The organism is Streptomyces sp. NPDC054866 (genome assembly GCF_053610745.1).
Genome location: NZ_JBSGZA010000002.1, coordinates 201,907 through 226,663, shown reverse-complemented (window position 1 = coordinate 226,663; position 24,757 = coordinate 201,907). Strand labels below are relative to the sequence as shown.

At 70.8% G+C, this 24,757-nt stretch carries 26 protein-coding genes; 14 read left to right on the top strand and 12 right to left on the bottom strand.

Features of this window, described 5'->3' with window-relative positions:
• Positions 1-7: 7 nt before the first annotated feature.
• From ACWGI2_RS09750 to ACWGI2_RS09740, 3 genes are all read left to right on the top strand, one after another.
• A complete protein-coding gene (locus ACWGI2_RS09750; protein ID WP_453694824.1) occupies positions 8-1,219 on the top strand; it encodes a cytochrome P450 family protein in 1,212 nt (403 codons plus the stop codon).
• Between the two features lie 129 nt (positions 1,220-1,348).
• Complete coding sequence (locus ACWGI2_RS09745; protein ID WP_453694823.1) at positions 1,349-2,038, top strand: DUF899 domain-containing protein; 690 nt, start codon at positions 1,349-1,351, stop codon at positions 2,036-2,038.
• 116 nt (positions 2,039-2,154) lie between these two features.
• Positions 2,155-2,343: a hypothetical protein gene (locus tag ACWGI2_RS09740; protein ID WP_453401608.1), complete on the top strand. Its 189-nt coding sequence runs from the start codon at positions 2,155-2,157 to the stop codon at positions 2,341-2,343.
• A 4-nt stretch (positions 2,344-2,347) separates the two neighbouring features.
• Here ACWGI2_RS09740 and ACWGI2_RS09735 read toward each other — a convergent pair whose 3' ends face one another.
• Positions 2,348-4,267, bottom strand: a complete 1,920-nt coding sequence (locus ACWGI2_RS09735; protein ID WP_453695701.1) for an ABC transporter ATP-binding protein — start codon at positions 4,265-4,267, stop codon at positions 2,348-2,350.
• Between the two features lie 286 nt (positions 4,268-4,553).
• On the opposite strand from ACWGI2_RS09735, the gene ACWGI2_RS09730 reads away from it, so the two are divergent.
• The gene (locus tag ACWGI2_RS09730; RefSeq protein WP_453694822.1) at positions 4,554-4,823 is read left to right on the top strand and encodes a thiamine pyrophosphate-dependent enzyme; all 270 of its coding nucleotides are present in this window, start codon (positions 4,554-4,556) and stop codon (positions 4,821-4,823) included.
• Between the two features lie 80 nt (positions 4,824-4,903).
• On the opposite strand, the gene ACWGI2_RS09725 is transcribed toward ACWGI2_RS09730, so the two are convergent.
• Positions 4,904-5,371, bottom strand: coding sequence for a hypothetical protein (locus ACWGI2_RS09725; RefSeq protein WP_453694821.1), 468 nt, complete (start codon positions 5,369-5,371; stop codon positions 4,904-4,906).
• A 30-nt stretch (positions 5,372-5,401) separates the two neighbouring features.
• A complete protein-coding gene (locus ACWGI2_RS09720; RefSeq protein ID WP_453694820.1) occupies positions 5,402-5,770 on the bottom strand; it encodes an ATP-binding protein in 369 nt (122 codons plus the stop codon).
• A 263-nt stretch (positions 5,771-6,033) separates the two neighbouring features.
• On the opposite strand from ACWGI2_RS09720, the gene ACWGI2_RS09715 reads away from it, so the two are divergent.
• Together ACWGI2_RS09715 and ACWGI2_RS09710 are read left to right on the top strand one after the other, a co-directional pair.
• Positions 6,034-6,894, top strand: a complete 861-nt coding sequence (locus ACWGI2_RS09715; RefSeq protein ID WP_453401615.1) for a helix-turn-helix domain-containing protein — start codon at positions 6,034-6,036, stop codon at positions 6,892-6,894.
• Positions 6,895-6,987: 93 nt separating this feature from the next.
• On the top strand, positions 6,988-7,203 hold the full coding sequence (locus ACWGI2_RS09710; protein WP_249593092.1) for a DUF397 domain-containing protein: 216 nt from the start codon (positions 6,988-6,990) through the stop codon (positions 7,201-7,203).
• Between the two features lie 63 nt (positions 7,204-7,266).
• Here the strand turns inward: ACWGI2_RS09710 and ACWGI2_RS09705 are convergent, their stop codons facing one another.
• The 3 genes from ACWGI2_RS09705 to ACWGI2_RS09695 form a co-directional block, all read right to left on the bottom strand.
• Entirely contained in the window at positions 7,267-8,757 is a 1,491-nt protein-coding gene (locus ACWGI2_RS09705; RefSeq protein WP_453694819.1) for a glutamate synthase subunit beta, read from the bottom strand.
• 158 nt (positions 8,758-8,915) lie between these two features.
• A complete protein-coding gene (locus tag ACWGI2_RS09700; RefSeq protein WP_160504396.1) occupies positions 8,916-9,395 on the bottom strand; it encodes an anthrone oxygenase family protein in 480 nt (159 codons plus the stop codon).
• Positions 9,396-9,813: 418 nt separating this feature from the next.
• Positions 9,814-10,512, bottom strand: coding sequence for a DUF2293 domain-containing protein (locus tag ACWGI2_RS09695; RefSeq protein ID WP_453694818.1), 699 nt, complete (start codon positions 10,510-10,512; stop codon positions 9,814-9,816).
• A 333-nt stretch (positions 10,513-10,845) separates the two neighbouring features.
• Between ACWGI2_RS09695 and ACWGI2_RS09690 the strand changes: the two genes are divergently transcribed.
• The 3 genes from ACWGI2_RS09690 (at position 10,846) to ACWGI2_RS09680 (ending at position 12,582) form a co-directional block, all read left to right on the top strand.
• Entirely contained in the window at positions 10,846-11,478 is a 633-nt protein-coding gene (locus ACWGI2_RS09690; protein ID WP_453694817.1) for a uridine kinase, read from the top strand.
• Positions 11,479-11,578: 100 nt separating this feature from the next.
• Entirely contained in the window at positions 11,579-11,983 is a 405-nt protein-coding gene (locus ACWGI2_RS09685) for a PPOX class F420-dependent oxidoreductase (protein ID WP_453401620.1), read from the top strand.
• Positions 11,984-12,162: 179 nt separating this feature from the next.
• Positions 12,163-12,582 (top strand): CBS domain-containing protein, encoded by a 420-nt coding sequence (locus tag ACWGI2_RS09680; RefSeq protein WP_453401621.1) that lies wholly within the window; start codon positions 12,163-12,165, stop codon positions 12,580-12,582.
• A gap of 30 nt (positions 12,583-12,612) precedes the next feature.
• On the opposite strand, the gene ACWGI2_RS09675 is transcribed toward ACWGI2_RS09680, so the two are convergent.
• Positions 12,613-13,749, bottom strand: coding sequence for a magnesium and cobalt transport protein CorA (locus tag ACWGI2_RS09675; RefSeq protein WP_453401622.1), 1,137 nt, complete (start codon positions 13,747-13,749; stop codon positions 12,613-12,615).
• Positions 13,750-13,896: 147 nt separating this feature from the next.
• On the opposite strand from ACWGI2_RS09675, the gene ACWGI2_RS09670 reads away from it, so the two are divergent.
• Positions 13,897-14,697, top strand: coding sequence for a methyltransferase domain-containing protein (locus tag ACWGI2_RS09670; protein WP_453694816.1), 801 nt, complete (start codon positions 13,897-13,899; stop codon positions 14,695-14,697).
• A gap of 854 nt (positions 14,698-15,551) precedes the next feature.
• Here the strand turns inward: ACWGI2_RS09670 and ACWGI2_RS09665 are convergent.
• Both ACWGI2_RS09665 and ACWGI2_RS09660 read right to left on the bottom strand, forming a co-directional pair.
• Positions 15,552-16,484 (bottom strand): carbohydrate kinase family protein, encoded by a 933-nt coding sequence (locus ACWGI2_RS09665; protein ID WP_453694815.1) that lies wholly within the window; start codon positions 16,482-16,484, stop codon positions 15,552-15,554.
• Positions 16,481-17,413: a pseudouridine-5'-phosphate glycosidase gene (locus ACWGI2_RS09660; protein WP_453401625.1), complete on the bottom strand. Its 933-nt coding sequence runs from the start codon at positions 17,411-17,413 to the stop codon at positions 16,481-16,483. The genes ACWGI2_RS09665 and ACWGI2_RS09660 overlap by 4 nt, the downstream gene beginning before the upstream one ends.
• A 99-nt stretch (positions 17,414-17,512) precedes the next feature.
• Here ACWGI2_RS09660 and ACWGI2_RS09655 point away from each other — a divergent pair, with 99 nt between their 5' ends.
• Both ACWGI2_RS09655 and ACWGI2_RS09650 read left to right on the top strand, forming a co-directional pair.
• Positions 17,513-17,965 carry a VOC family protein gene (locus ACWGI2_RS09655; RefSeq protein ID WP_453694814.1) on the top strand — a complete coding sequence of 151 codons (453 nt, stop codon included), beginning with the start codon at positions 17,513-17,515 and terminating at the stop codon, positions 17,963-17,965.
• 44 nt (positions 17,966-18,009) lie between these two features.
• Entirely contained in the window at positions 18,010-18,375 is a 366-nt protein-coding gene (locus tag ACWGI2_RS09650; RefSeq protein ID WP_453694813.1) for a cupin domain-containing protein, read from the top strand.
• 62 nt (positions 18,376-18,437) lie between these two features.
• Here ACWGI2_RS09650 and ACWGI2_RS09645 read toward each other — a convergent pair whose 3' ends face one another.
• From ACWGI2_RS09645 to ACWGI2_RS09635, 3 genes are all read right to left on the bottom strand, one after another.
• Positions 18,438-19,700, bottom strand: coding sequence for an MFS transporter (locus tag ACWGI2_RS09645; RefSeq protein WP_453694812.1), 1,263 nt, complete (start codon positions 19,698-19,700; stop codon positions 18,438-18,440).
• A gap of 77 nt (positions 19,701-19,777) precedes the next feature.
• Positions 19,778-20,356, bottom strand: a complete 579-nt coding sequence (locus ACWGI2_RS09640) for a methylated-DNA--[protein]-cysteine S-methyltransferase (RefSeq protein ID WP_453401629.1) — start codon at positions 20,354-20,356, stop codon at positions 19,778-19,780.
• 52 nt (positions 20,357-20,408) lie between these two features.
• Positions 20,409-21,329 carry a glycerophosphodiester phosphodiesterase gene (locus tag ACWGI2_RS09635; RefSeq protein ID WP_453694811.1) on the bottom strand — a complete coding sequence of 307 codons (921 nt, stop codon included), beginning with the start codon at positions 21,327-21,329 and terminating at the stop codon, positions 20,409-20,411.
• Between the two features lie 249 nt (positions 21,330-21,578).
• Here ACWGI2_RS09635 and ACWGI2_RS09630 point away from each other — a divergent pair, with 249 nt between their 5' ends.
• Together ACWGI2_RS09630 and uvrB are read left to right on the top strand one after the other, a co-directional pair.
• The gene (locus ACWGI2_RS09630; RefSeq protein WP_160504383.1) at positions 21,579-22,445 is read left to right on the top strand and encodes an MHYT domain-containing protein; all 867 of its coding nucleotides are present in this window, start codon (positions 21,579-21,581) and stop codon (positions 22,443-22,445) included.
• Positions 22,446-22,485: 40 nt separating this feature from the next.
• Positions 22,486-24,624, top strand: a complete 2,139-nt coding sequence (uvrB, locus tag ACWGI2_RS09625; RefSeq protein WP_453694810.1) for an excinuclease ABC subunit UvrB — start codon at positions 22,486-22,488, stop codon at positions 24,622-24,624.
• The last annotated feature ends 133 nt before the right edge of the window (positions 24,625-24,757 follow it).

Here is a 24,757-nt window from a genome sequence, read left to right as displayed (position 1 = left end):
TGTACGCATGTCACACCCTCCGCAGCCGGACCCCGCCGACGGCCTCATGGACGACCCCTACGCCACCTACGCGCGGCTGCGCGACACCGCTCCCGTGCACCGGATCGCGGGGCCCGACGGCAGCCCGGCCTGGCTGGTCACACGGTACGACGACGTACGCGCCGCCCTCGCCGACCCGCGGCTCTCGCTCGACAAGAGCCATGCGCTGCCCGGCGGTTACCGGGGCTTCGCGCTGCCGCCCGCCCTGGACGCGAACCTGCTCAACATGGACCCGCCGGACCACACCCGCATCCGGCGCCTGGTGGCCAAGGCCTTCACGCCCCGCCGGGTGGAGAGCCTGCGCGCGCCGATCCGGCGCACCGCAGACGAACTCCTGGACGCCGTCGAGCCGTTGGGCCGCGCGGATCTCGTCGCCGCGTACGCCGCCCCGCTCCCGATCACCGTCGTCTGCGACCTCCTCGGGGTGCCGGCCGGACACCGCCCGGACTTCCGGGCCTGGACCGACGCCCTGGTCGCGCCCGACCCCGCGCGACCGCAGGCCGCCAAGGAGGCCGTCGTCGCGATGCTCGGCTTCTTCACGCGACTCCTCGCTCAGAAGCGCAAGGAGCCCGCCGACGACCTGCTGTCCGACCTGATCGCCGTACGGGACGAGAGCGGCACAGGCCAGGGGGAGGAGGACCGGCTGAGCGAGGACGAGCTGATGTCGCTCGCCTTCCTGATCCTCTTCACCGGCTACGAGAACACCGTCCAGCTCATCGGCAACGCGGTCCTCGCCCTCCTGCGCCACCCCGACCAGCTCGCGGCCCTGCGCGCGGACCCGTCTCACATACCGGCAGCCGTGGAGGAGTTCTTCCGCTACGACGGGCCCGCCCTGCTCGCCATCCGCCGCTTCCCCCTCGAAGACGTCACCATCGGCGGCGTCACCGTCCCGGCGGGCGAGACCGTGCTGCTCTCCCCGTCGGCCGCCAACCGCGACCCGCGCCGTTACCCCGACGCCGACCGCCTCGACATCACGCGCGACGCGACGGGCCACCTCGCCCTCGGGCACGGCATCCACCACTGCGTCGCCGCGCCCCTCGCCCGCCTGGAGACGGCCACCGCGCTCGCCGCCCTCCTCGAACGCTTCCCCCGCCTCGCACTCGGGGTGCCGCCCGAAGAGCTGCGATGGCGTCCCTCGGTCAGGGCGCGCGGGCTGCTCGTGCTTCCGGTGACTTTCTAGCCTCCCCGGCTTCCCTCAGGATTCTTCGAAGTTTCTTCGCCGCGACCGATGAGTTCCGGTGAGCCCGCAGGTCACCCCTCGGAGAAGTACGGATCCGAGGGGCGGGTCCGCAGGAGGGACTGAGGCACAATGGGACTTCCCGACATCGTCACGCGCGAGGAGTGGCTCACCGCGCGCCAGGAACTGCTCGCCAAGGAGAAGGCGGAGACGCGGGCGCGTGACGCGCTCAACGCCGAGCGGCGCCGGCTTCCGATGGTCGAGATCGGCAAGGAGTACCTCTTCGACGGCTCCGACGGCAAGGCGACGCTGTTCGACCTCTTCGACGGGGACGCCCAACTGATCGTCTACCACTTCATGTTCGCCCCGGAGTGGGACGCCGGATGCCGCAGTTGCTCGGCCTTCCTCGACCAGATCGGCCACCTGGCCCATCTGCGGGCCCGCAGCACGAACTTCATCGCCGTCTCCCGGGCGCCCTTCACCAAGATCCTGCCCTTCAAGGCGCGGATGGGCTGGACGGTGCCGTGGTACTCCTCCTGCGGCAGCGACTTCAACCGCGACTTCGACGCCACCGTCGGCGAGGGTGACGAGTCCTTCGAGCAGCCGGGCCTCAGCTGCTTCCTGCGGGACGGCGACCGCGTCTTCCACACGTACTCGACGTACGACCGCGGCACCGACTGGGTCGCCTCCTATTCGAGCCTCCTCGACCTCACCGCCCTTGGCCGGCAGGAGGAGTGGGAGGAGCCGAAGGGGCGGGCGACAGGGCTCGGGGCGCCCGCGGGCAGCAGCCGGCTGAGGTATCACGACGAGTACGAGATGTGACGAACCGACACAACCAGGTGTCAGGTCCGTCACGTTGCGAGTCCTTTCCACCCCTCGGCGCGTTCTACTCCATGAGAGCCCGTCAGGGCTGCCAACGGGGGAGCAGAAGGACGATGATGAACAGCCGAGTGGTACTTGAACGCTTTCCGGCCGGTGGGCCGCGAGGATCCTGGCCCGCGGAGGAGTTCGCGCGGGCCCGCCGCATGGAGGGACAGCAGGCGGAGGTCGTGATGGACCTCGCGTCCGACGCCTTCCTCGTGATCGTGCGCGAGACCGAGGTCCCCGAGGTGGCGGCCGCCGCCTGAGACGTCAGCGCTCGGCGTGCCCGTTGGGTGAGGGGATCATCGGTGTCTTCGTGATCTCCGCCGTGAACTGGTCCGCCTGAAGCGCGTACAGCTCCGCGTAGACCCCGCCTGTCCGCAGGAGTTCGTCCGGTGTGCCCGACTCCACCAGGCGCCCTCCCTCCAGGACATGGACCAGGTCCGCGTGGCGCACCGACGCCAGGCGGTGGGTGATGAGGATGACGGTCTGGCCCGTCCCGGCAAGGGCCCTGATCTTCTCGAAGACCTCCAGCTCGGCCCGGGCGTCCAGGGCCGCCGTCGGCTCGTCCACGATGAGGATGCTGCCGCGCCGGTACGCGGCGCGCGCGATGCCGAGCCGCTGCCACTGACCGCCCGACAGCTCGTGCCCGCCGGTGAACGCGCGGGCCAGCAACGTATCGAGCCCGCGCGGCAGATCGGCCACCACGTCCCCGGCGCCTGCCTCGTCGACCGAGGCATCCAGACGGTCGTCCGTGAGCGGCACGGACGACCGGCCGATCGCGATGTTCACCCGCGCCGTGAACGGCCACCGCTTGAAGTCCTGCGCCACCATCGCGATACGCGCCGCCAGTTGATGCCGGTCCGCGGTCGCCGCGTCGACGTCGTCCCACAGGATCCGGCCGCCCTTCGGCGCGTACAGACCGGCGAGCAGTTTCACCAAAGTGGTCTTGCCGGAGCCGTTCTCGCCCACCAGGGCGACGATCTTCCCGGTGGGCAGGGTGAGCGAGATGTCGCTGAGCGCGTCCTTGCCCGAGGCCCCCGGATAGCGGAAAGTGACGTTCTCGAACCGTATCTCCCGTGGATCCGGGGGCAGTTCGGCCCCGCCGGCCGGGATCGCGCGCTGCGCCGCCTCCACGAAGAGCCGCTCCAGGTCGCCGACGAACAGGGCGTCCTCGTGCAGGGAGTTGATCTCCAGGACGAGCGTGTCGAGGTTGGACGCGCCGGTGCGGATCGCGATGACGGCGGTGCCCGCGACGGACAGCGCCATCGCCCCCGCGAGCAGCAGCCCGCCGAGCGTCGCATACGTCGCCGCGGTGGCGACGCCCGTCCAGGCCGCCGCGATCAGACCCGTACGGGCGGCGAGCCGCGCCAGGCGCGCCTGCTCCTCCTCCGCCGCCTCCGACATCGACCGGAAGTGCCGCAGCAGGAAGGGCCCCACGCCGTGCACCCGGATCTCCGGGGCCGCCCGCGCCTCCGTGAGCAGGCTGCCGATGAGGCGTCCCGCGCGGGCGTGCTGCACCCACGCGTGGAAGGAGACATAGCGGCGCCGGGCGATCGTCAGGGCGCTCCACGCGCTCGGCAGGGTCATCGTGACCAGGAGCGGAAGCAGCACCGGGTGCAGGACGGTCAGCACGCTCGCCGCCGCGATCAGCGAGATCATCGCGTTCACCACGCGCGTGGCGATGCCGATCATGCGGCGAGCTGACGAGGCTCCGTACTGCGCCGTGTCGAGCAGCTTGTGGAACGCGTCGTCCTCGATGGCCGACAGCTCCACCGACGCGGCCCTCTCCAAGTACTGCTCGGTGGCGACGCGTTCGACCTTCGGTTCGAGGCGGCCCGTCGCGTACGTCGACGCGGCGCGCAGCAGTGCGGCGACGAACAGCACGGACGCCATCGTCACCAGGGCGGGTGTCGCGCCGCGCAGCCGGTCGGCGATCGGGGCGTCGGTCATCAGGCGCCCGAGGATGCTGTTGACCGCGAGGAGGCTCACCGCCTGGGCGATTCCGCGGCCCACCTCGGAGCCGATGACGATGCGCGCCGCCCGCCGGTCGGCCTGCCAGGCGAGCCGGAAGCTGGCGGCGAGGAGCGCGGGAAGCCGCTTCAGCATGGACCGGAACCCCAGCTGGAGGAAGGCCTCCTCGTGCTGCGCCCAGCCGGTGTCGTAGCGCAGAGGCCCGCCGAAGAGCAGCGCCTCCGACTCCGAAGTGCCGGTCTGTTTCCGCGAGTTGCTGTGCTTCTGGGAGTGGTTCTGTTTGTCGTTCGTCTGCTTCTCCTTCTCCGTTTGCGTACGTCCTGTGCCGGGTTGCAACCCCGGGCAACTGCTGCCGGTACATCCAGGCCGCAGTGCCATACCCCATGCAGACAACTCCGCAACCGCGCAGGCAAAGGAGTTCTTCCGTCGAGGAGTTCGCGACCGGCGACATCCCCGGCTTCGTCCACCTGTACGCAGGTGAGGAGGCGTCCGCCGCCGGGGTGTGCGCGACGGCGGCAGCAACCAGGGGACCACCCTCGAATCCCTGAACCTCGCGTCCGTCTGGCAGCTGCCCGCCGTCTTCGTCGCCGATCGCGGGCACGCTGGAGGCGTCCCGGGGGCGGCGTCACGCCATACGGTGTACGCGCTCGACCTGCCGGGCTACGGGGAGTCCACCAAGGACGTGGGGGACGGCAGCCTGGCCTCGCTGGCCGCGGTCGCCGCGGCGGTGGCGGCGGGCGTGCCGGACTGGGTCAGCCCGTCCGGCGTTTGAGGACATCTTGTACGGGGGTCCAGGGGGCGGAGCCCCATGGTTTCGGGAAGGGGCGGGGTTGGGGAAAGAACCGCCGGAGGCTAGGCCCGCACGGCCCGAGACCACACCGGCGTAATCCCCGTGGCGCTGCACCAAGCCAGGTACAGCGGAATGGGCGGCGTATAAGGCACCTCGCCCCCGGAAGGGCTGTGGATCAGCGAAGGAGCGCTCCGGGCCCCCGGCACCACGGCCCCCGCGGCGTAATACGCGGGGGACGGCCACTCGAGCGCCACATCGGAGTCGGCCGGCACGATCCACCACCACCGCCCCGCGTCCACGTCCTCGTACACACACCCGACCCGAGGCAGCCGCGCCAGCAGCCGTGGCCCGAACCGCGCGGGCACCGAGACCGCGTCGCACCCCAGAGGCTGCGACATCCCGGCCGGGACGGCGAGCCGCGTCGGCGGTGGTGGGGAGGCAGCGGCGGTCCGCCTCCGTTCGAGACGGACCAGCGTGTCCAGATCCAACCGCCGCCGCACCGTCACCGCGCTCACACGCCCCCTGTCCACGTCGTCCTCACGCCCGCACCCTCAGTCACGTCATGCCCGCAGTTCCGCCCATACGGTGAGGCCGGCCCCGGGGCCCTCGTCCCGCACACCCCACGCGCTGCTCACCGCCCCGACGAGAAGCAATCCCCTCCCGTGCTCCTCATCGGCGTCGGGCCCTTCCAGCGCCGGGCGCGGGACACCCGATCCATATCCGTCGTCACGCACAGCTATGCGCAGGGTCCCGGGCTTCGTACAGAGCTCGCAGACGATCCGGTGGCTCGCGGTGTGCACGATCGCGTTCGTGACCAGCTCGGACACCACGAGGGCCGCGGCGTCGCGGGCGTCCTCGCCTATGTCCCAGCCCAGGAGCTGGGCGTTCGCAAGCCGTCTGGCCTGTGAGGCGGAGCCCGGCCGTGGCACCAGCGCGAAGCTGACGCAGAGCTCGGATCCGCCATCGGCCCACGCGTCGGCAGTAATGCCAACAGGGGCCTCGGCGGCAGCTGTGTGTAACGGCGCGGGCGGAGTCACGCCATCCACTATCGCCCCGCCGGGAACACCTTGGCAAGACCCACTCTGAAAAGTGCACAGTGGCGTGTTCCTTCGAGACGGCACATGGCACACTGCTCGCAACGGCTCCAGGTGCGGAGTGAATTGGCATGACATGGAGTACGTGGAGGTAGGACGTGAGCGAACCGCGGTCCGCGCCGACCGTCGGCCAGGTCGTCCTAGGCCGTCGCTTGCAGGACCTGCGTGAGCGCGCAGGCCTCAAGCGGGAGGAGGCCGCGCGGATTCTCCGCGTGGCCCCCGCCACGGTCCGCCGCATGGAGATGGCCGAGGTCGCGTTCAAGATCCCGTATCTCCAGCTCCTCCTGAAGTCCTACGGCGTCGCCGACGACGAGGCCGACGCCTTCGTGACGCTCGCCGAGGAGGCGAACAAGCCGGGCTGGTGGCAGCGGTTCCACGACATCCTGCCGGGCTGGTTCAGCATGTACGTCAGCCTGGAGGGGGCAGCCAGCCTCATCAGGTCCTACGAACCGCACTTCGTGCCGGGTCTGCTGCAGACCGAGGAGTACGCACGCGGTGTGATGCGCTCCGGAGCGATCGGCCAGACCAACCCCGACGACATCGAGCGGTACGTGGCGCTGCGCATGGAGCGCCAGTCACTGCTCACCCGCGAGGACGCGCCACGGGTCTGGATCGTGATGGACGAGACCGCCCTGCGCAGACCGGTGGGCGGCCCCGATGTGATGCGCGAGCAGATCGACAAGCTGCTCGAAGCCGTCGAACTTCCTCATGTGACGCTGCAGATCGCGCCGTTCGCGGCGGGTCCGCACCCGGGCACGTACGGACCGTTCGTGCTCTTCCGCTTCGCCATGGCGGAGCTGCCGGACATGGTCTACAGCGAGTACCTGACCGGCGCCGTCTATCTGGACGCGCGCACCGAGGTGGCGACCCACCTCGAGGTCATGGACCGCATGGCGGCGCAGGCCGCGACGGCACATCGCACAAAGGAGATCCTCCGGGATCTCCGCAAGGAGCTGTGAATGGATCGACACCGAGCCGGTACGCGACCCGGGTCCAAGCCCGGAGCCGGGTCCCGCCCCGATTCCCGGGACGACTCCCGGATATACAACGGCATGCCCGCCCGTGAGCTCGGCAGCGAGGGCTGGCACAAGCCGTGGAGCGGCGGCAACGGCGGCAACTGCCTGGAGGCCATGAAGCTGGCCGACGGCAGGGTGGCGGTCCGCCAGTCGGCGGATCCGGACGGCCCGGCACTGATCTACACGCACGGCGAGATCAACGCGTTCATCCAGGGGGCGAAGGCGGGGGAGGCCGACTTCCTCCTGTCGTGAGCCTTGTCGGTCACGATCCCGCTTCGGGGTCAATTCCCTGAGTGGCGGCCTCCGTTGGCGGGCTCACACGGTCATCGGCCGGTCGTACGGGCCGATCGGTGCCGCCAGTTGCGTCGCGCCGGTCAGCCACCGGTCCACCGCGGCGGCGGTCGCGCGGCCCTCTGCGATGGCCCATACGACGAGCGACTGGCCGCGTGCCGCGTCGCCGGTCGCGAAGACGCCCGGCACGTTGGTCGAGAAGTCCGCGCCGCGGGCGAGGGTGCCGCGGTCCTCGACGTCCAGGCCGAGCTGGTCGATCAGGCCGCCCGGGGTCCGCTCTGGCCCGGTGAAACCGAGGGCGAGCAGCACCAGATCGGCGGGGAGCTCACGGGTGGTGCCGGGGCGTGGGCGGCGGTCCGCGTCGACCTCGGTCAGGTGCAGGGCGCGTACCCGGCCCGCCACGTCGCCGGTGAACCGGAGAGTGGACGCGGCGAAAAGCCGTGCGTCGGCGTCCGCCGCGGGGGCGGTGCGCAGCTCGCCCGCTTCCTCGTGCGCGACGGAGACGCGATAGACCTTCGGGTACGTCGGCCAGGGCTCCGCCAGTTCGTCGCGTACGTCACCGGGCCGCTCGTAGATGTCCAACTGCGTGACGGACGCGGCCCCTTCACGTACCGCCGTGCCCAGGCAGTCCGCTCCGGTGTCCCCGCCGCCGACGATCACGACGTGCTGGGCGGCGGCGGAGAGAGGGGAGGTGTCGAAGTCCCCCTCGCACGCGCGGTTGGCGAGCGGCAGGTACTCCATGGCTTGATGAATTCCGCTCAACTCCCGCCCCGGCACGTCAAGTTCGCGCCAGGCCGTGGCACCGGTGGCGAGTACCACCGCGTCGTGCCTGGTCCGCAGCTCCGCGGCGCCGATGTCCCGCCCGATCGCGACGGACGTACGGAAGACCGTGCCCTCGTCCCGCATCTGCGCGAGCCGCCGCTCCACGTGGTGCTTCTCCATCTTGAACGCGGGGATTCCGTACCGCAGGAGCCCGCCCGCGCGGTCGTCGCGCTCGTACACGACGACGGTGTGCCCCGCGCGGGTCAACTGCTGCGCGGCGGCGAGTCCGGCAGGCCCTGACCCGACGACGGCGACCGTCCTGCCGGAGTGCCGGTCCGGGGCGCGCGGCGGGTTGAGACCGTCCGCCCAGGAGCGGTCGGCGATGGCCACCTCGACGTTCTTGATGGTCACCGCGGGCTGGTTGATCGCGAGTACGCAGCCCGCCTCGCAGGGCGCGGGGCAGAGGCGGCCGGTGAACTCGGGGAAGTTGTTGGTGGCGTGCAGCCGCTCCGCCGCGGCACGCCAGTCGGCGCGCGACACGAGGTCGTTCCACTCGGGGATCAGATTGCCCAGCGGGCAGGCACCGTGGCAGAAGGGGATGCCGCAGTCCATGCAGCGGTCGGCCTGCCGCTCGACGATGGGCAGCAGCGCGCCGGGGACGTACACCTCGTCCCAGTCCTTGACCCGCTCGCCGACGGGCCGGCGGGGCCATTCCTGGCGGGTGGTGGTGAGGAAGCCTTTGGGGTCGGCCATGGCCGTCTCCCTCGCGTGCCTTCTCTCGTGCTCGCGTGCCTGCTCGCGTGGTTTCTCGCGTGGGTTTGCAGGCTTTCGGCCACTGTACGACGGGTGGGCGGGCGCGGCACGCTCGGGGGCCGGGGGCCGGGGGGCTCTGGGCCAGGGATACGTCCTGGCTACGTCAGGGCGAGGATGAAGGACGCCGAGGCGGCAAGTGAGGCTCCGACGCGGATGTGGTTCCACATGGTCCATTCACGGACGTACGTGCGCCAGCGGTCCGCGTTCTCCGGTGCCTGCGCGTCGAGCTTGGCGAGGGCGTCGTTGCGGGGGACGTTCGCGGCGATGGTCACCCCGAACGAGCCGAACAGATACAGCGCGCTGCCGAGGAGCAGCTCTACGGTGCCGTCGTCGGGCCAGAGTACGAAGGTGACGACGGCGACGACCGCGCTGAGGCCGGCGGCGCCCATGAACACGGTCATGAACCCGGCGGTGACCGCCTTGACGTTGATCGACTGCATGGCTGCGATGCCTTGCGCGGGGGGCAGCGCGGCAAGGCCCTGCATCACGAACGTCGAGAACGCGACGAACGCTCCGGCGACCATGCCGCAGGCGAGTGTGGCAAGGACGACGAGCACGAAGTACGGTCCCTCGATCATGGCAACTCCCGCGTTGGGTAAGGCAGCCGTCAGGTGAGCGAGCCGCTGTGATCCTCCATGGCGCGGCCCCGCACCACAAGTGAATTGCCCTTGCCGGGTGGGGCGCCATGCGTGGGGCGCGCGGGGGCATACGCGGGCGTCTGGCCGGGGTCCTTGGGCGGACTTCGCGCTTCCGCCCGCTTCTCGGCGGGTCGCTCCCGCCCGATTGCCCCGTGTCGAGGGGTGGGCGAACGGGCGTGCTGTGTCCGTCTGGGGTGGGGTGTTCGCTGCCTGCCGTCGCCGGCTGCCCTGGCCCGCCGCTTCGCGGCGGATCGCCCCGCCCACCCACCCGATTACTCCGGGGCAATCGGGTGGGTGGGCGGGAAAAATCCGCCGCGAAGCGGCGGTACAGGAACGCGCACGCCGGCCGGGGGGAGGCTCAGACCGCCAGAACCTCCCCCCGGCCGGGGGCCTGCCAGGCCCGAAGCGTCGCCTCGACCGCCGGGGCGATCCGGCGGCGCGCCTCGCCCCGGGGGACGCCGCTCATGAGGAGACGGTCGTACGGAGTCTCCGTGTGCCGCACGGCCGCCACCACCGCAGCCGTCACCGCAGAGGAAGACAGCGCTCGCCCCGCCGCGCTCCGTCCCACCCGCCCACTACCCCGCACGGACGCGTGCGCGGCGATCGCCCGGGACCGCTCCTCGGGGCACCCCGGGAAGAGCCGCCGTATCTCGTCCGCGAAGGCCGCGGTAAAGCGGACGTCCTCCATGGCCCGGCGCACCGCGTCCCGCGCCCGGCGGCGCGCCCGCGCTTCCGCGTCCGCGAGGCACTGCTCCTCGGCCCGTACCAGCGCCGCCTCCTCGACGAGGACGCCCTGCCGCTCGTACCGGCCCTGGCGCCGGTTGAGGCGGACGACCACCGCCGAGAGCCCGCTCCCCTCGCGGGCCCGACGCGTCAGCGCGGTGTCGCCGCGTGGCAGGAAGACGAGATGCCCCAGGTCGGCGCAGTCCAGGCAGCGTGGCTCGGAGTCCTCGACGACCAGGAGGGTGAGAGGTCCGCCGCGGCACTCCGCGCAGTGGCGGCGCTTGAGGGGCTGGATGGCGAGAAGTGCTTTCCGGGCGAGGGGAGTTGGTGCCATGGGGAATTCATTCCCCCGGGCAGCGGGTGCGTACCGCCGCGGGGGAGAGGGAGGGGGCAGGAACGCCCGGCGATACGGCGGGGGAGAGCCCGGCACCGTAGTGGGAGGAGCCCGGAATCATAGAACGGGAGGAGCGCGCCCCTGGCGGGAGGAACCCGGCATCACAGGACGGAAGATGCCCCGCCCACCTGACGGGAGGAGCCCGGCATCACAGGACGGAAGATGCCCCGCCCCCCTGGCGGAAGGTGACCCGCCCCCTGGCAGGAGAGGCCCGGCATCGCAGGACAGGAGGTGCCCCGCCCCTGGCGGGAGGAGCCCGGCATCATGGGGTGGGTGCGACTTGAAGCGATCACCTGGGGCCGGCTCACGGAGACCCTCGCCGACCGGCTGCTCGACCTGAAGACGGCCGACGCGAGCCCCTGGCCCCGCGTCGCCTTCGACGGAGCCCCGGCGGGCAGGCCCGGCGAGCTGGCCCGGAGCGTGGCCGACGCGCTGCGGGTGCGCGGGCGTTCCGCGCTCGTCGTCGGCACGGAAGGCTTCCTGCGCCCCGCCTCGCTCCGCCTCGAGTACGGGCGCGAGGACGTGGAGTCGTACTACAGCGGCTGGTTCGACACCGGCGCGCTCTGGCGCGAGGTTCTCGGGCCGCTGGATCCCGGAGGCACGGGACGGGTGCTGCCCGACCTGTGGGACCCGGAAGCGGACCGCGCGACGCGCAGCCCGTACATCCAACTCCAGCCCGGAGCAATGCTGTTGCTGCACGGGCCGCTGCTGCTCGGCCACTGGTTCCCCTTCGATCTGACGGTCCACACGAGCCTCTCGCCGGGCGCCCTGCGGCGGCGTACGGCGGAGAGCGAGCGGTGGACCCTGCCCGCCTTCGAGCGGTACGAGGCGGAGACGGACCCCGGTGCGGTGGCGGACGTAGTCGTACGCGCGGACGACCCGCGGCACCCGGCATGGAGCGGCTGACGGCCACGGCGCCTCGCGCGACGAAGACGCGAAGAGGATGTTGAAGCAATGTTGAGCCAAAACCCTTTTATATGCACGTGCATGTAGTTAGAGTCTGGGCATGGCAACGACAGAGATCCACTTCAGCGAATCGGTCCGCACCCTCCTCGACGGCAAGAACTTCGCCAGCGTCGCGACCCTCGGCCCCAGCGGCGCGCCACAGAACTCGGTGGTGTGGATCAAACGGGAAGGCGACACCGTGCTGTTCTCCTCCACGGCGCGGCGGCAGAAGGTCCGCAACCTCGAACGCGACCCGCGCATCAGCATCTCGGTCTTCGACCTGGCCAACCCGTACACGTCGACCGAGATCCGCGGCGTCGCCGAGATCCTCCCGGACCCGGAGAAGCGCCTTCCGCACGAGCTCGCGCACAAGTACCTGGGCATCGACCCGCCCGGCGAGAAGGACGAGGAGGTCCGGGTGATCATCAGGGTGGTCCCGGAGAAGATCGTCGGCTTCTCCGCCTGAGGGCCGAGCCAGGCAGGGTCAGGCCGGGCAAGCCCGGATGGCACCCGAGGCCCCGTCCCGTCCCGCCAGGTCCGCACGCCTTCGGAATGCGGACCTCCGGGGGCCCGGCGAGAATGAGGGGCGCCGGGACTAGCGGTGCCTCCGCGCCGCGCCGGCCGTCCGGCACCGGGAGGTACCTCATGACCACCGCCGGAGACATCATGCACCGCGGCGCCCAGTGGATCCCCGCACACGAGACCCTGGACCGCGCAGCACAACTGATGCGTCAGCTCGACGTGGGCGCGTTGCCCATCAGCGACGAGAACGAGCGGCTCTGCGGCATCCTCACCGACCGCGACATCGTGGTCGGCTGCGTGGCGATGGGGCACGACCCGTCCCGGGTGACCGCGGGCGACCTGGCCAAGGGCACGCCGCGCTGGATCGACTCGGGCGCGGAACTCGACGAGGTGCTCCAGGAGATGAAGGGGAGCCAGATCCGCAGGCTCCCGGTCATCGAGAACAAACGCCTCGTCGGCATGATCAGCGAGGCCGACCTCGCCACGCACCTCGACGACAGCCAGCTCGCGAGCTGGGTCGAGAGCGTCTACGCCAAGAGCTGATCCTGGAGCCGGGGGTCTGGAGCCCGGAACCTAGAGCCAGCCGTTGCGCCGGAAGCCGCGGTAGAGGGCGAAACAGGTGGTGACGATCACGCCGACCACCAGCCCATAGCCGTACTTCCAGTGCAGTTCGGGCATGTGGTCGAAGTTCATCCCGTACATACCGCAGACCATCGTCGGTACGGCGATCACTGCGGCCCAGGCGGTGATCTTCCGCATGTCCTCGTTCTGCGCGACCGTCACCTGGGCGAGATGGGCCTGGAGGATGGAGTTCAGGAGCTCGTCGAAGGCGGCGATCTGCTCCGTGACTCGCTTGAGGTGGTCGTCGACGTCCCGGAAATAGGCCTGTATCTCCGGGGCGATCACCCGCATGGGCTGGGTGGAGAGGGTCTGCAGGGGGCGGCCGAGCGGCACCACGGCCCGCTTCAGTTCGAGGAGTTCGCGCTTGAGCTGATAGATCCGGCCGGGGTCGGCGCGCTCGCCCTCCTTGGAGAACACGTCCATCTCCACCTGGTCTATGTCGGCCTGCACCGCGTCCGTCACGACGAGATAGTCGTCCACGACGTGGTCGGCCAGCGCGTGCAGGACCGCCGCGGGGCCCTGGGCGAGCTGCTCGGGCGCCGATTCGAGCTCCTCGCGCAGCGGGCCGAGCGAACCGTGGCGGCCGTGCCGCACGGTGATCACGAACTCCTTGCCTACGAAGACCATGATCTCGCCGGTGTCCACGACCTCGCTGGTCGCGGTGAGTTCGGCATGCTCCACGTAGCAAACGGTCTTGAACACGGCGAACAGCGTCTCGTCGTACCGCTCCACCTTCGGCCGCTGGTGGGCGTGGACCGCGTCCTCCACGGCGAGCGGGTGCAGGTCGAAGAGCTCGGCGATGCCCGCGAACTCCTCCTCCGTCGGCTCGTGCAACCCGAGCCAGACGAACCCGTCACCGCTCTTGCGGACGCGCTCGACCTCCTCGACGAGGTCGCGGCCGTCCTCCTGGCGCACGCCGTTCCGGTACGTCACGCACTTCACCACCGCCGAGCCCAGGGGAGAGCGGGCGGGGTGGCTCAGGTCGACGCGCTTGTGCTTGCGCACGAACTGGGCGACCCGCGCGACTTTCCGCAGGCCGCCTACCTTGCGGAGGTTCCCTACCTTTCGCAGGTTGCCTGCCATCGACATGCGTGGCTCCTCGTTCTGGTGACTTGACGTGCCAGTGTGCCAGTACGTCCCGACCGTGCGGTCGGAGCCTGGGGGAACGGAATACTCCGCTCCGGGCCTTCGGAGCCGCCTCCCCGGAGCAAGCCGGACAATCGCGATAATCAACGCATGACGCTCATCGACGGCTATCTGACCGGCAATCGGAATCGGCACGCCGAGGGGGCGGGTGCGGGGCAGCGCTCCGAAGCCTTCTCCGCGCTCTTCGACCCCACGACCTTCCGGCACATCGAGCGGCTCGGCATCGGGCCGGGGTGGCGCTGCTGGGAGGTCGGTGCGGGCGGCACGTCCGTCGTCTCCTGGCTCGCGAAGCGCGTCGGCCCCACGGGGCGGGTCCTCGCCACCGACTCGGACATCTCCTGGCATACGTCGGCCGCCCGGACGCCGGTCGAGGTACGCATCCACGACGTGGGGTCGGAGGGGCCGCCCGGCGGGGGCTTCGACCTTGTCCACGCGCGGCTCGTCCTCGCGCGGGTGCCGGATCGGGAGCTGGCACTGCGCTCGATGATCAGGGCCTTGCGGCCGGGGGGCCGTCTGCTGATCGAGGAGGCGGATCCGGCCCTTCAGCCGCTGTCCTGTCCGGACGAGCATGGGCCTGCGCAGCAGTTGGCGAACCGGCTTCGGCACGCGCTGCTCGCTCAGCGCGGGGCCGATCTTGCGTACGGCCGTGGGTTGCCCCGCCTGCTTCGGGCGGCGGGCCTGCGGCAGGTGGAGGCCGACGCGTACTTTCCTCTGACCTCGCCTGCCTGCGTGGCCCTGGAGGCGGCGACGATTCAGCAGTCCCGTGCGGCCCTGACGTCCGCGGGCCTGGCCACGGAGGCGGAGATCGCCGACCACCTGTCGAACATCGCCGCCGAGCCCATGGACCTCGCAACGCCCCCCTTGATCTCAGCCTGGGGCCGCAAGGCCTAGCAACACCTCCCGGCATCCCCCCCACTCCCTTCCCACCCACCCGCCCGTTCACCCCGCATCCACCCCTGAACGAACAAGCTTTCCCGCCCACCCGCCCGATTGCCCCGCGGTGTCGAGGGGGGCGCAGCAGGGGTGGGTGGGGAACGGGGGCATCGATGGGGCAGCACCGCGCCCCGCCCTCGGGAGCCCCGGCCCGCACGCGCCCGCAGTCGGCGACGCGGGTGGGTGGGGGACGGGGGGACATCGATGCACCGCACCGCACCCTTGGGAGCCCCGCCCCACACGCATCCGCAGACGGCAGCGCACGGGAGGGGACGTGGCGGTATGTCTGCCCGGAGCACGGCTTCCGAAGGCTCCGGAGCCGAAGTAGCTACGCGGTCACCGGACGATAGCGAGGACGGACATACCGGCGCGGCCCCGCACCCACAGGCGAACCGATGCCGTACCCCGGACGCCCCCGCAGTCGGCAGTGCTCGCGAGGGGACGTGTCGGTATGTCTGCCCGGAGCACGGCTCCCGAAGGCTCCGGGGCCGAAGCAACCCCACGGTCACCGGACGATAGCGAGGACGGACATACCGGCGCGGCCCCGCACCCGCAGACGGACCGTTGCCGTACCCGTACGCCCCCGCAGTCGGCGACGCTCGCGAGGGGACGTGCCGGTATGTCTGCCCGGAGCACGGCTTCCGAAGGCTCCGGTGCCGCAGTAGCTTCGCGGTCACCGGACGATAGCGAGGACGGACATACCGGCGCGGCCCCGCACCCGCAGACGGACCGTTGCCGTACCCCCGTATGCGCCCGCCGACGGGAGCCAGGATGTCCGCCCCGGCACGGCCCCGCACCACCCCGCCCCCCCCCTAAGCCGGCCGGCCCCCCACCCGTTCCACCGCCCTGGCCCCCGCCCGGCACCCCTCCGCCGAAGCCTCGCAGAGCCCCGCCCCGGAGAGGCGTGACGCAAGGAACGCCCCCGTGAACGCGTCGCCCGCCCCCGTAGAGTCCCGCGCAGCGGCAGGCAGCGCGGGGACCTCGCCCCGCACCTCGCCGTCACGCGCGACCAACGCCCCCGCAGCGCCCCGCTTGACCACCACCACCGGGAACCGCCGACTCAACTTCGCGGCAGCCTCCGCCAAGCCCCCCACCGCCCCGTCCCTCCAAGGCGCCCCCGCCAGCAACCGCACTTCCCCCTCACTCGGCAACAACACATCCACCCCCTCCACCGCCGCCAAGAACCGCTCGACCCCCAGCACGGCCAGGAAACCCGCCGACGCCGGGTCCACGCTCACCGGCACTCCACGCGCGCGTGCCGCCGCCAGTGCCCTCTCGGCCACCGCCCTGCTCTGCCTCGCGAAGAACAAGTAACCCGACAGGTGCAGCCACCCCACCCCGTCCAGCAGCGTCGGCGACCAGTCCGCGCCCGACAGGCGCAGCGACGCTCCGCTGTCCGTCAGGAACGTCCGTTCGGCACCGGCCCCGGCACCCCCGTCGACCAGGCAGATCACGGTCCCCGTAGGCGCCTCGGAGTCGACGACGAGCCGGGGTCGCACCCCCGCCCGCGTGAGCGCCTCCTCGTGCCACGCCGCCGATTCCGCGCCGACCCGCCCCAGGAACCGCACATCGCGGCAGCCCCAAGAAGCCGCCCAGCACGCCACGTTGGCGCCCGCGCCGCCCGGCACCGTACGGATCGCCGCCGCGGTGTCCGTGCCCGCAACAGGCGGCGTCCGGTGTCGCGCGACTATGTCGGTGATGACGTCACCGACGACCAGCAGCGCCCCGCCCCGCCCCGACGTCACCGCCCCACCCAGGCCGCCGCGATCCGCCCCGCGAGCCGTACATTGCCCCGCACCGCCGCGAGATTGGCGCTCAGTGACGCGCCGTCGGTGCGCCGCACCAGCTGGTCCAGGAGGAACGGCGTGACCGCCTGCCCGGTGATGCCACGCTCGGCGCACTCCTCCAACGCCTCGGCGAGCACGCGCGCGTGGAGCGCGGGATCGAGTTGCTCGGACTCCGGCACGGGGTTCGCCACGAGCAGCGCGGACTCCGGGCCGCCGACAGTGTCCTGGGCCCGCATCACCGCCGCGACCTCCGCGGGCGTACGCAGCGTCCAGTCCACCGGATGCCCGGAGTCGGTGAGGTAGAAGCCGGGGAAGCGATCCGTCCCGTACCCCGCCACCGCCACGCCCAGCGTCTCCAGGCGCTGCAACGTCGCCGCCACGTCCAGGATCGACTTCACCCCCGCGCAGACCACCGTGATGCGCGTCCGGGCGAGAAGCCCCAGGTCGGCGGACTCGTCCTGGGTCACCGCCCACTCCCGGTGCACCCCGCCGAGCCCGCCCGTGGCGAACACCCGTACGCCCGCCCGCGCGGCGAGCAGCGCCGTCGCGGACACCGTCGTCGCCCCGCTCGCGCCCGCCGCGACCGCGAGCGCCAGGTCGCGGTGGCCCAGCTTGCGGATGCCGTCCTCGTTCGCGACCCGTTCCAACTGCTGCTTGTCCAGGCCGACATGAGGGCGCCCGTCCAGGACGGCGACCGTGGCGGGGACAGCACCCTCCTCACGTACGACCTCTTCGAGTTCACGCGCGACCTGGAGATTGCGCGGGCGCGGCAGCCCGTGCGCGATGATCGTGGACTCCAGGGCGACGACGGGCCGCCGGTTCTCCACAGCCGCCCGCACCTCGTCGGACACCACCAAGTCGGACACCAAGTCGGACTCCACCAACACGGGCCTGCCTCCTGCCGTCGGGTCTCCCCTCAATCCCTGGCGGTCGGCGCGCCCCGCCAAACCCTTGCGGCGCCGGGGACGGAACAGCAGCCTGAGGGCATGACGGACAACACGACACGTCTCGACCACGTCGTCCTGTGGGTGCGCGACCCCGCGGCGGCAGTCGACTTCTACGAGCAAGTGCTGGGCCTCGAACCCCTGCGCGTCGCCGAGTTCTCGGCGGGCAAGGCCGCGTTCCCCTCCGTTCGGCTCAACGAAGAGACCATCTTCGACCTCGCCCCGCTCACGCTCGCCGAGCGCATGAGCGTCGTGCCCGGCGCCGACAAGAGCGCGGGCCACCCGGTCAACCACGTCTGCCTGGCCCTGACGGAGACCGACTTCGAGGCGCTGCGGGCCCGTCTGGAGGAGCGCGGGACGCCTGTGTCGGACATCTCGCACAACGCCTTCGGTGCCCGCGGCATGGCCCGCCGCGGCTTCTACTTCCGCGACCCGGACGGGAACATCTTCGAAGCGCGGCACTACGGAGAGGACGGAGATGGCGTAGAGGGCTGACCCGTTCCCGGCCCGCCCGACAGGCCCCGCTAAGGTGACCGGCCATGACCACGAATGATCAAGCCGTTGCGTCCTTTGCTGTGCACATTCCGGATGTCGACCTGGAGGCGGAGCCCCTCGACCCCGAGCAGATCGTCTCCGGCACCCCGGAGGTCACCGGCAAGGTCCTGTGGGAGTCGGCCGACGGCAAGCAGCTGCGCGGCATCTGGCAGATCACGCCCGGCGTGGTCACCGACACCGAGGCGAACGAGCTCTTCGTGGTCGTCAGCGGCCGCGCCACCATCGAGGTCGAGGGCGGCGACGTGATCGAGGTCTGCCCCGGCGACGCGGCCGTTTTCCGCGAGGGCGACCGTACGACGTGGACCGTGCACGAGACGCTGCGCAAGGCGTACCACATCACGCTGCCCTGACCGCCGGGCTCATGAGTCACCGGACCGCCGGGCCGCCGGGCCCACGGGCCGCCCGCCCGGCGTCACGCCTTCTTGACCGCCCGGCGCAGCGCCAGCGTCGCCATCGGCAGCAGTACGCAGACGCCGATGAGGTTGAGCCAGCCGTAGCTCGCCTGCGCGACGATCAGGCCGGCTGCCGCGCCGCCGATGCCCGCTGCCGTGTTCATGGTCAGGTCCGAGAGGCCCTGCACGGCGGCCCGGGCGGGCTGCGGCACCGAGTCGGTGAGCAGCGCGGAGCCCGAGACCAGGCCCGCGGACCAGCCGAGGCCGAGCACGAAGAGACCCGCGGCGGTCTGGCCGTGGCTGGGGCCCGCCGTGCCGGCAAGGAGCGCGGCGCAGCACAGCAGCCCGACCGCGAGGCCGATCACGGAGAGCCGCCCGAACCGGTCGGAGAGCCAGCCCATCACCGGCGAGAGCGCGTACATGCCCGCGATGTGGCCGCTGATGACCAGGCCGACCAGTTGCAGACTCGCCCCGTGGTGCCCCAGGTCGACCGGGGTCATGACCATGATCGAGACCATCACCGTGTGCGAAGCGGCCACCGTCACCAGGGCGAGCCGGGCCATCGGCGACGCGGCCACCGCGGCGACACCGGCCCGCAGCGAGCGGCTCTGCGCGGACTGGTTCTCCTGCGGGGCGAGCGCGCGGGCGGTGAGGAGCGGGTCGGGCCGCAGCAGCACCGCCACCACGAGACCGGCGACGGCGAAGATCCCGGCGGCGAAGAGGAAGGGGCCCGCCGACTCGGGTATGGAGGTGCCGGAGAAGGCGCGGCTCGTGGGCGCGGCGATGTTCGGGCCGAGGACCGAGCCGATCGTGGTGGCCCAGATGACGAGGGAGATGGCGCGGCCGCGCCGGTCGGGCTCGGCGAGGTCGGCCGCCGCGAAGCGGGCCTGCAGATTGGCCGACGACCCAGCCCCGAAGCCGGCCATGCCGAGCAGCAGCAGGGGGAAGCTCTCGATGACCGCGGCGAGGACTACGAGTCCCGCTCCCAGCGCGCCGATCAGATACGCGAGGACGAGGCCCGGCCGCCGTCCCCGGGAGGTCATCAGGGCGGCGAGCGGCAGCGAGAGCAGCGCCGTGCCGGCGACGGACGCGGTGGGCGCGAGGCCGGACAGCGCCTCCGTCCCGCTCACCTCGGTCGCGAGCATCGGGGCCAGGGCGATGCCGATCGGTACCCCGAGCCCGCCCAGTATCTGACTGGAGACCAGCACCGCCGTAGTGCGGCGGCGCAGCGCGGGCAGTGCTTCTGGCGCGGGTATGTCAGGAGCGTCGAGGGTCGAAGTCACTGACGCAGTGTGCCAGGACGTTCGTGCCCGGGAAACGCGGATTTCACAGCCCGCTACAGCTCGCCGGGGCAGGGGTGTCAGAACAGCGGTTCCGGAAGCACCCCCTCCAGGGCGAGGAGCTGCCGCTTGGTCTCGACACCGCCGCCGAAACCGCCGATGCCCCCGTCGCTCTCGACCACCCGGTGGCAGGGCACCACGACCGGCAGCGGATTGGCACCCATCGCCATGCCGACGGCCTGAGCCGCGCCCGGCTGGCCGACTCGGCGGGCCAGATCTCCGTACCCCACGACAGCGCCGTACGGAACGGTGGTCAACTCGCGCAGGACCTGGCGGTTGAACCCGGAGATCAGCGACCAGTCGAGCGGCAGCTCGAAGTCGTGCCGCTCGCCCGCGAAGTAGGCCGTGAGCTGGCGTATGGGCTCGGCGAGGAGCGGGGATCCGGGCGCCTCGACCGGCTCGGCCCCCAACCGGGAGCCGAGCCGGTCGAGGGCCTTGTCGCGCACGGCGTCCGTGGCGTGGAAGACGACGCTGACCAGACCCTCGTCGGTCGCGGCGAGCAGCAGTGGGCCGATGTCGCTCGCGACGACGGCCCACACCACCTGCCGCGAGTCGTCCAGACCCGGCCGGCCCTGCTCATGCTGCCCGTTGGCGTTCATGTGGACCACCGTACGACCGGGCACTGACAACGCCGCCCACAGCAGAGGAGCGTCAGCCGGAGATGGCCTTACGCACGACATCCGGCGTGTTCGTGATGATGCCGTCCACCCCGAAGCCCGCCACGCGCTTCGCGGCTGCCGCGTCGTTCACGGTCCAGGTGAAGATCTCCAGGTGCTTGCGGTGCGGCCCCTTGAGCGCGTGGATCGCGGCGACGTACTCACGGGAGATGGAACCGTGCGTCGAGTTGATCTGGTCGGAGAACTTCGCGTACGTGGGCAGATCGGCGACCGCGGGGGTGCCGAGGAAGCCGGTCTTGATGTCGGGCCGCAGCTTGTGCACCGTCTTCACGCTGTCCGCGCTGAAGCTCTGGATGACGAGCTTGCTCTTGACGTGGTGCTTGTCCAGCCAGCCCGTTTTGCGCAGGACGTCGAGGCCCTGCTTCTCGATGCCCGGGTACAGCTCGGGCTTCTTGAACTCGAAGACGAGCTTCTGGTGGTTGCGCGATACGCGGTTCATGTACTGCTTCAGCGTCGGCACCCGCTGCCCCGCGTACTTGGGGCTGAACCAGCTGCCGGCGTCCAGCTTGGCGATCTCCGCCGCTGTGAAGTCCTTGACCTTCCACGGCGCGCGGTCGGGGAAGAGCTGCTCGACGTTCGTCGTCCGCTTCAGGTTGTCGTCGTGCATGATCACGAGCTCGCCGTCCTTGGTGCGCTGGACGTCGTTCTCGACCCAGCGGAACCCCATGTCAGCAGCCTTGTCGATGGCTGCGAAAGTGTTCTCGGGCGCGTAGGCCGAAGCGCCCCGGTGCGCGACGACGAGCGGTCTGTCGTGCGAGGCGGACGTCTGCGTGGACGTCCGCGTGGACGTCGGCGCCGACTTCTGGTCGGCGGCGTGAGCGGTGACGGAGGGGAGAGCTAGTGCGCCGGCTCCAAGAAGAGCGGCGGTGGTGGCAGCGGCAACGCGTGCGTACAACGGTGACTCCTCGCGATGTGCGGGCACGGACCGGATGAGAGTGACAGTCCACGGCCAACGCGAGACAGGTGCAGGATGGCCACAGGTTGAACGGAGACAGCCGGGTTTCTTTCCCGGAGAATCGTTCGCAAGTTCCGGAGTGAGCTTTACTCTCTGCGTCAGCCCATGGCCTGTCAGTAGACGGTCGGCCGGGGCCACTTGGGGGCAATCCCGGGCATTTGGAAACAACAGGCGGAAGGGCTACCGCGCATGCAGGGCACGGTCGACGGTTTCAGCTATGGACTTGTCACGCCGGTAGCGGCGTACCTCATGGCGTGTCTCGGCGGAGCGCTCGGCCTGCGCTGCACCACCAGGTCGCTCCTCGTCGCGCACTCCTGGCGGCCCGGCTGGCTCGCACTCGGGTCGGCGGCGATCGGGTCCGGCATATGGACCATGCACTTCATCGCGATGATGGGCTTCACCGTCGAGGAAGCCCCGATCCACTACGACAAGGCGCTGACCTTCGCGAGCCTCGCCGTCGCCATCGTCATGGTCGGCATCGGGATCTTCATCGTGGGATACCGCGGTGCTACGGGGACGGCGCTCTTCACCGGGGGAACGATCACCGGTCTGGGTGTCGCCTCGATGCACTATCTGGGAATGGCCGGTATGCGTCTGCGCGGGACGCTGGAGTACAACACCCTCACCGTCTCCGCGTCCGTCGTGATCGCCGTAGTCGCCGCCACCGCTGCCCTATGGGCGGCCGCACAGGTCAGGGGCTTCCTCTGGAGCCTGGGCGCGAGCCTCGTGATGGGGCTCGCCGTCAGCGGGATGCACTACACCGGGATGGCCGCCCTCAGGGTCCATCTGCACGGCTCGACCGGAACGCCGACCGGAGGAGAGTCGCCCGCCGAACTGCTCGCGCCCATGATGATCGGCCCGCTCGCCTTCCTGCTCCTCGCGGGCGTGATCGTGATGTTCGACCCGCTGATGGTGATGGGCAAGGCCGACCTCCAGAGCGCCGCACAGAGGCAGCGCGCCCCTTACCCCGTGCCCCGCTCGGGCGACCGGCACGACCCGCGGGCCGGCCGCAGGCCCCCGCAGCGACCCGGCCCGAGGACCCCGCAGAGCTGGTGATCCGACCCCGTTGTCAGTGGGGGGTCGTACGGTGGGTTCCATGCGGCCCGTATCCAAGATCGAACGCACGGTGGCGCCCTTCGAGGTCGTCAGCAACTACCAGCCAAGCGGCGACCAGCCGGCGGCCATCGCCGACCTGGAGCGGCGCATCCGCGCAGGTGAGAAGGACGTCGTCCTGCTCGGCGCGACCGGCACCGGCAAGTCGGCCACCACCGCGTGGATGATCGAGAAGCTCCAGCGCCCCACCCTCGTGATGGCGCCGAACAAGACGCTGGCCGCCCAGCTGGCCAACGAATTCCGAGAGCTCCTGCCGAACAACGCGGTGGAGTACTTCGTCTCGTACTACGACTACTACCAGCCCGAGGCGTACGTCCCTCAGTCGGACACGTACATCGAAAAGGACTCCTCGATCAACGAGGAAGTCGAGCGCCTGCGCCACTCCGCGACGAACTCGCTGCTCACCCGGCGTGACACGATCGTGGTCGCCTCCGTCTCCTGCATCTACGGCCTCGGCACCCCGCAGGAGTACGTCGACCGGATGGTCTCGCTCAAGGTCGGCGAGGAGATCGACCGCGACCAGCTCCTGCGCCGCTTCGTCGACATCCAGTACACGCGCAACGACGTGGCCTTCGCCCGCGGCACCTTCCGGGTCCGTGGCGACACCATCGAGATCTTCCCGGTCTATGAAGAGCTCGCCGTCCGCATCGAGATGTTCGGCGACGAGATCGAAGCGCTCTCCACGCTGCACCCCCTCACCGGCGAGGTCATCAGCGACGACGACCACCTGTACGTCTTCCCGGCCTCGCACTACGTGGCAGGACCGGAGCGCCTGGAGAAGGCCGTCACCGGCATCGAGAAGGAGCTCGCCGAGCGCCTCACCGAGCTGGAGAAGCAGGGCAAGATGCTGGAGGCCCAGCGCCTTCGCATGCGCACGACGTACGACCTGGAGATGCTCCGCCAGATCGGCTCCTGCTCCGGCGTCGAGAACTACTCGATGCACTTCGACGACCGCGAGCCCGGCTCCGCGCCGAACACCCTCATCGACTACTTCCCCGAGGACTTCCTCCTCGTCATCGACGAGTCGCACGTCACGGTCCCGCAGATCGGCGCGATGTACGAGGGGGACGCCTCCCGCAAGCGCACCCTGGTGGACCACGGCTTCCGGCTGCCGTCCGCCCTGGACAACCGCCCGCTGAAGTGGGAGGAGTTCCTCGGCCGCATCGGCCAGACCGTCTACCTCTCGGCGACCCCGGGGAAGTACGAACTCTCGCGCGGCGACGGCTTCGTCGAGCAGATCATCCGCCCCACCGGCCTCATCGACCCCGAGGTCGTGGTCAAGCCCACCGAGGGGCAGATCGACGACCTGGTGCACGAGATCCGTACGCGCACCGAGAAGGACGAGCGCGTCCTGGTCACCACGCTCACCAAGAAGATGGCCGAGGACCTCACCGACTACTTCCTCGAACTGGGCATCCAGGTCCGCTATCTGCACAGCGACGTCGACACCCTGCGCCGCGTCGAGCTCCTGCGCGAGCTGCGCGCCGGTGAGTACGACGTCCTGGTCGGCATCAACCTCCTGCGTGAGGGACTCGACCTCCCCGAGGTCTCCCTGGTGTCGATCCTCGACGCCGACAAGCAGGGCTTCCTGCGCTCCGGCACCTCCCTGATCCAGACCATCGGCCGCGCGGCGCGAAACGTCTCCGGGCAGGTCCATATGTACGCGGACAAGGTCACCCCCGCGATGGAGCAGGCCATCGAGGAGACGAACCGCCGCCGCGAGAAGCAGATCGCGTACAACAAGGAGAAGGGGATCGACCCTCAGCCGCTGCGCAAGAAGATCAACGACATCGTGTCGGCGATCGCCCGCGAGGAGGTCGACACGGAGCAGCTGCTCGGCACGGACTACCGCAAGGCGAAGGAAGCCAAGGCTCCGGTGCCCGCGCTCGGCGGGAAGGCGGAGAAGGCGGGCAAGGCGGCCAAGGGGGCCAAGGGCAAGGCCGCCGAGAAGGTGCCCACCGACCGTCCCGCCGCCGAACTGGCCGAGCAGATCGAGGAGATGACCGCGCGGATGCGCGCGGCCGCCGCGGACCTCCAGTTCGAGATCGCCGCACGGCTGCGTGACGAGGTGTCAGAGATGAAGAAGGAGCTCAGGCAGATGCGGGAGGCGGGGCAGGCGTAGGCGTACGGCCTGGTGTGTTGCAACACCGACACAAAGTGCTGCCCGCAGTGCGGCACTGTCAGTGCCTCTGCATAGGGTGCTGGGCAACCGCACAGACCGGCGGTTGCCCAGGCAGTTCGAGAGGGGACAGCGC

Coding starts and splice junctions, on each gene's coding strand:
- ACWGI2_RS09750 (WP_453694824.1), top strand. CDS start 8: ATGTCACACCCTCCGCAGCCGGACCCCGCCGACGGCCTCATGGACGAC.
- ACWGI2_RS09745 (WP_453694823.1), top strand. CDS start 1,349: ATGGGACTTCCCGACATCGTCACGCGCGAGGAGTGGCTCACCGCGCGC.
- ACWGI2_RS09740 (WP_453401608.1), top strand. CDS start 2,155: ATGAACAGCCGAGTGGTACTTGAACGCTTTCCGGCCGGTGGGCCGCGA.
- ACWGI2_RS09710 (WP_249593092.1), top strand. CDS start 6,988: ATGCCCGCCCGTGAGCTCGGCAGCGAGGGCTGGCACAAGCCGTGGAGC.
- ACWGI2_RS09705 (WP_453694819.1), bottom strand. CDS start 8,757: ATGGCCGACCCCAAAGGCTTCCTCACCACCACCCGCCAGGAATGGCCC.
- ACWGI2_RS09700 (WP_160504396.1), bottom strand. CDS start 9,395: ATGATCGAGGGACCGTACTTCGTGCTCGTCGTCCTTGCCACACTCGCC.
- ACWGI2_RS09695 (WP_453694818.1), bottom strand. CDS start 10,512: ATGGCACCAACTCCCCTCGCCCGGAAAGCACTTCTCGCCATCCAGCCC.
- ACWGI2_RS09685 (WP_453401620.1), top strand. CDS start 11,579: ATGGCAACGACAGAGATCCACTTCAGCGAATCGGTCCGCACCCTCCTC.
- ACWGI2_RS09680 (WP_453401621.1), top strand. CDS start 12,163: ATGACCACCGCCGGAGACATCATGCACCGCGGCGCCCAGTGGATCCCC.
- ACWGI2_RS09675 (WP_453401622.1), bottom strand. CDS start 13,749: ATGTCGATGGCAGGCAACCTGCGAAAGGTAGGGAACCTCCGCAAGGTA.
- ACWGI2_RS09670 (WP_453694816.1), top strand. CDS start 13,897: ATGACGCTCATCGACGGCTATCTGACCGGCAATCGGAATCGGCACGCC.
- ACWGI2_RS09655 (WP_453694814.1), top strand. CDS start 17,513: ATGACGGACAACACGACACGTCTCGACCACGTCGTCCTGTGGGTGCGC.
- ACWGI2_RS09650 (WP_453694813.1), top strand. CDS start 18,010: ATGACCACGAATGATCAAGCCGTTGCGTCCTTTGCTGTGCACATTCCG.
- ACWGI2_RS09640 (WP_453401629.1), bottom strand. CDS start 20,356: ATGAACGCCAACGGGCAGCATGAGCAGGGCCGGCCGGGTCTGGACGAC.
- ACWGI2_RS09630 (WP_160504383.1), top strand. CDS start 21,579: ATGCAGGGCACGGTCGACGGTTTCAGCTATGGACTTGTCACGCCGGTA.
- uvrB (WP_453694810.1), top strand. CDS start 22,486: ATGCGGCCCGTATCCAAGATCGAACGCACGGTGGCGCCCTTCGAGGTC.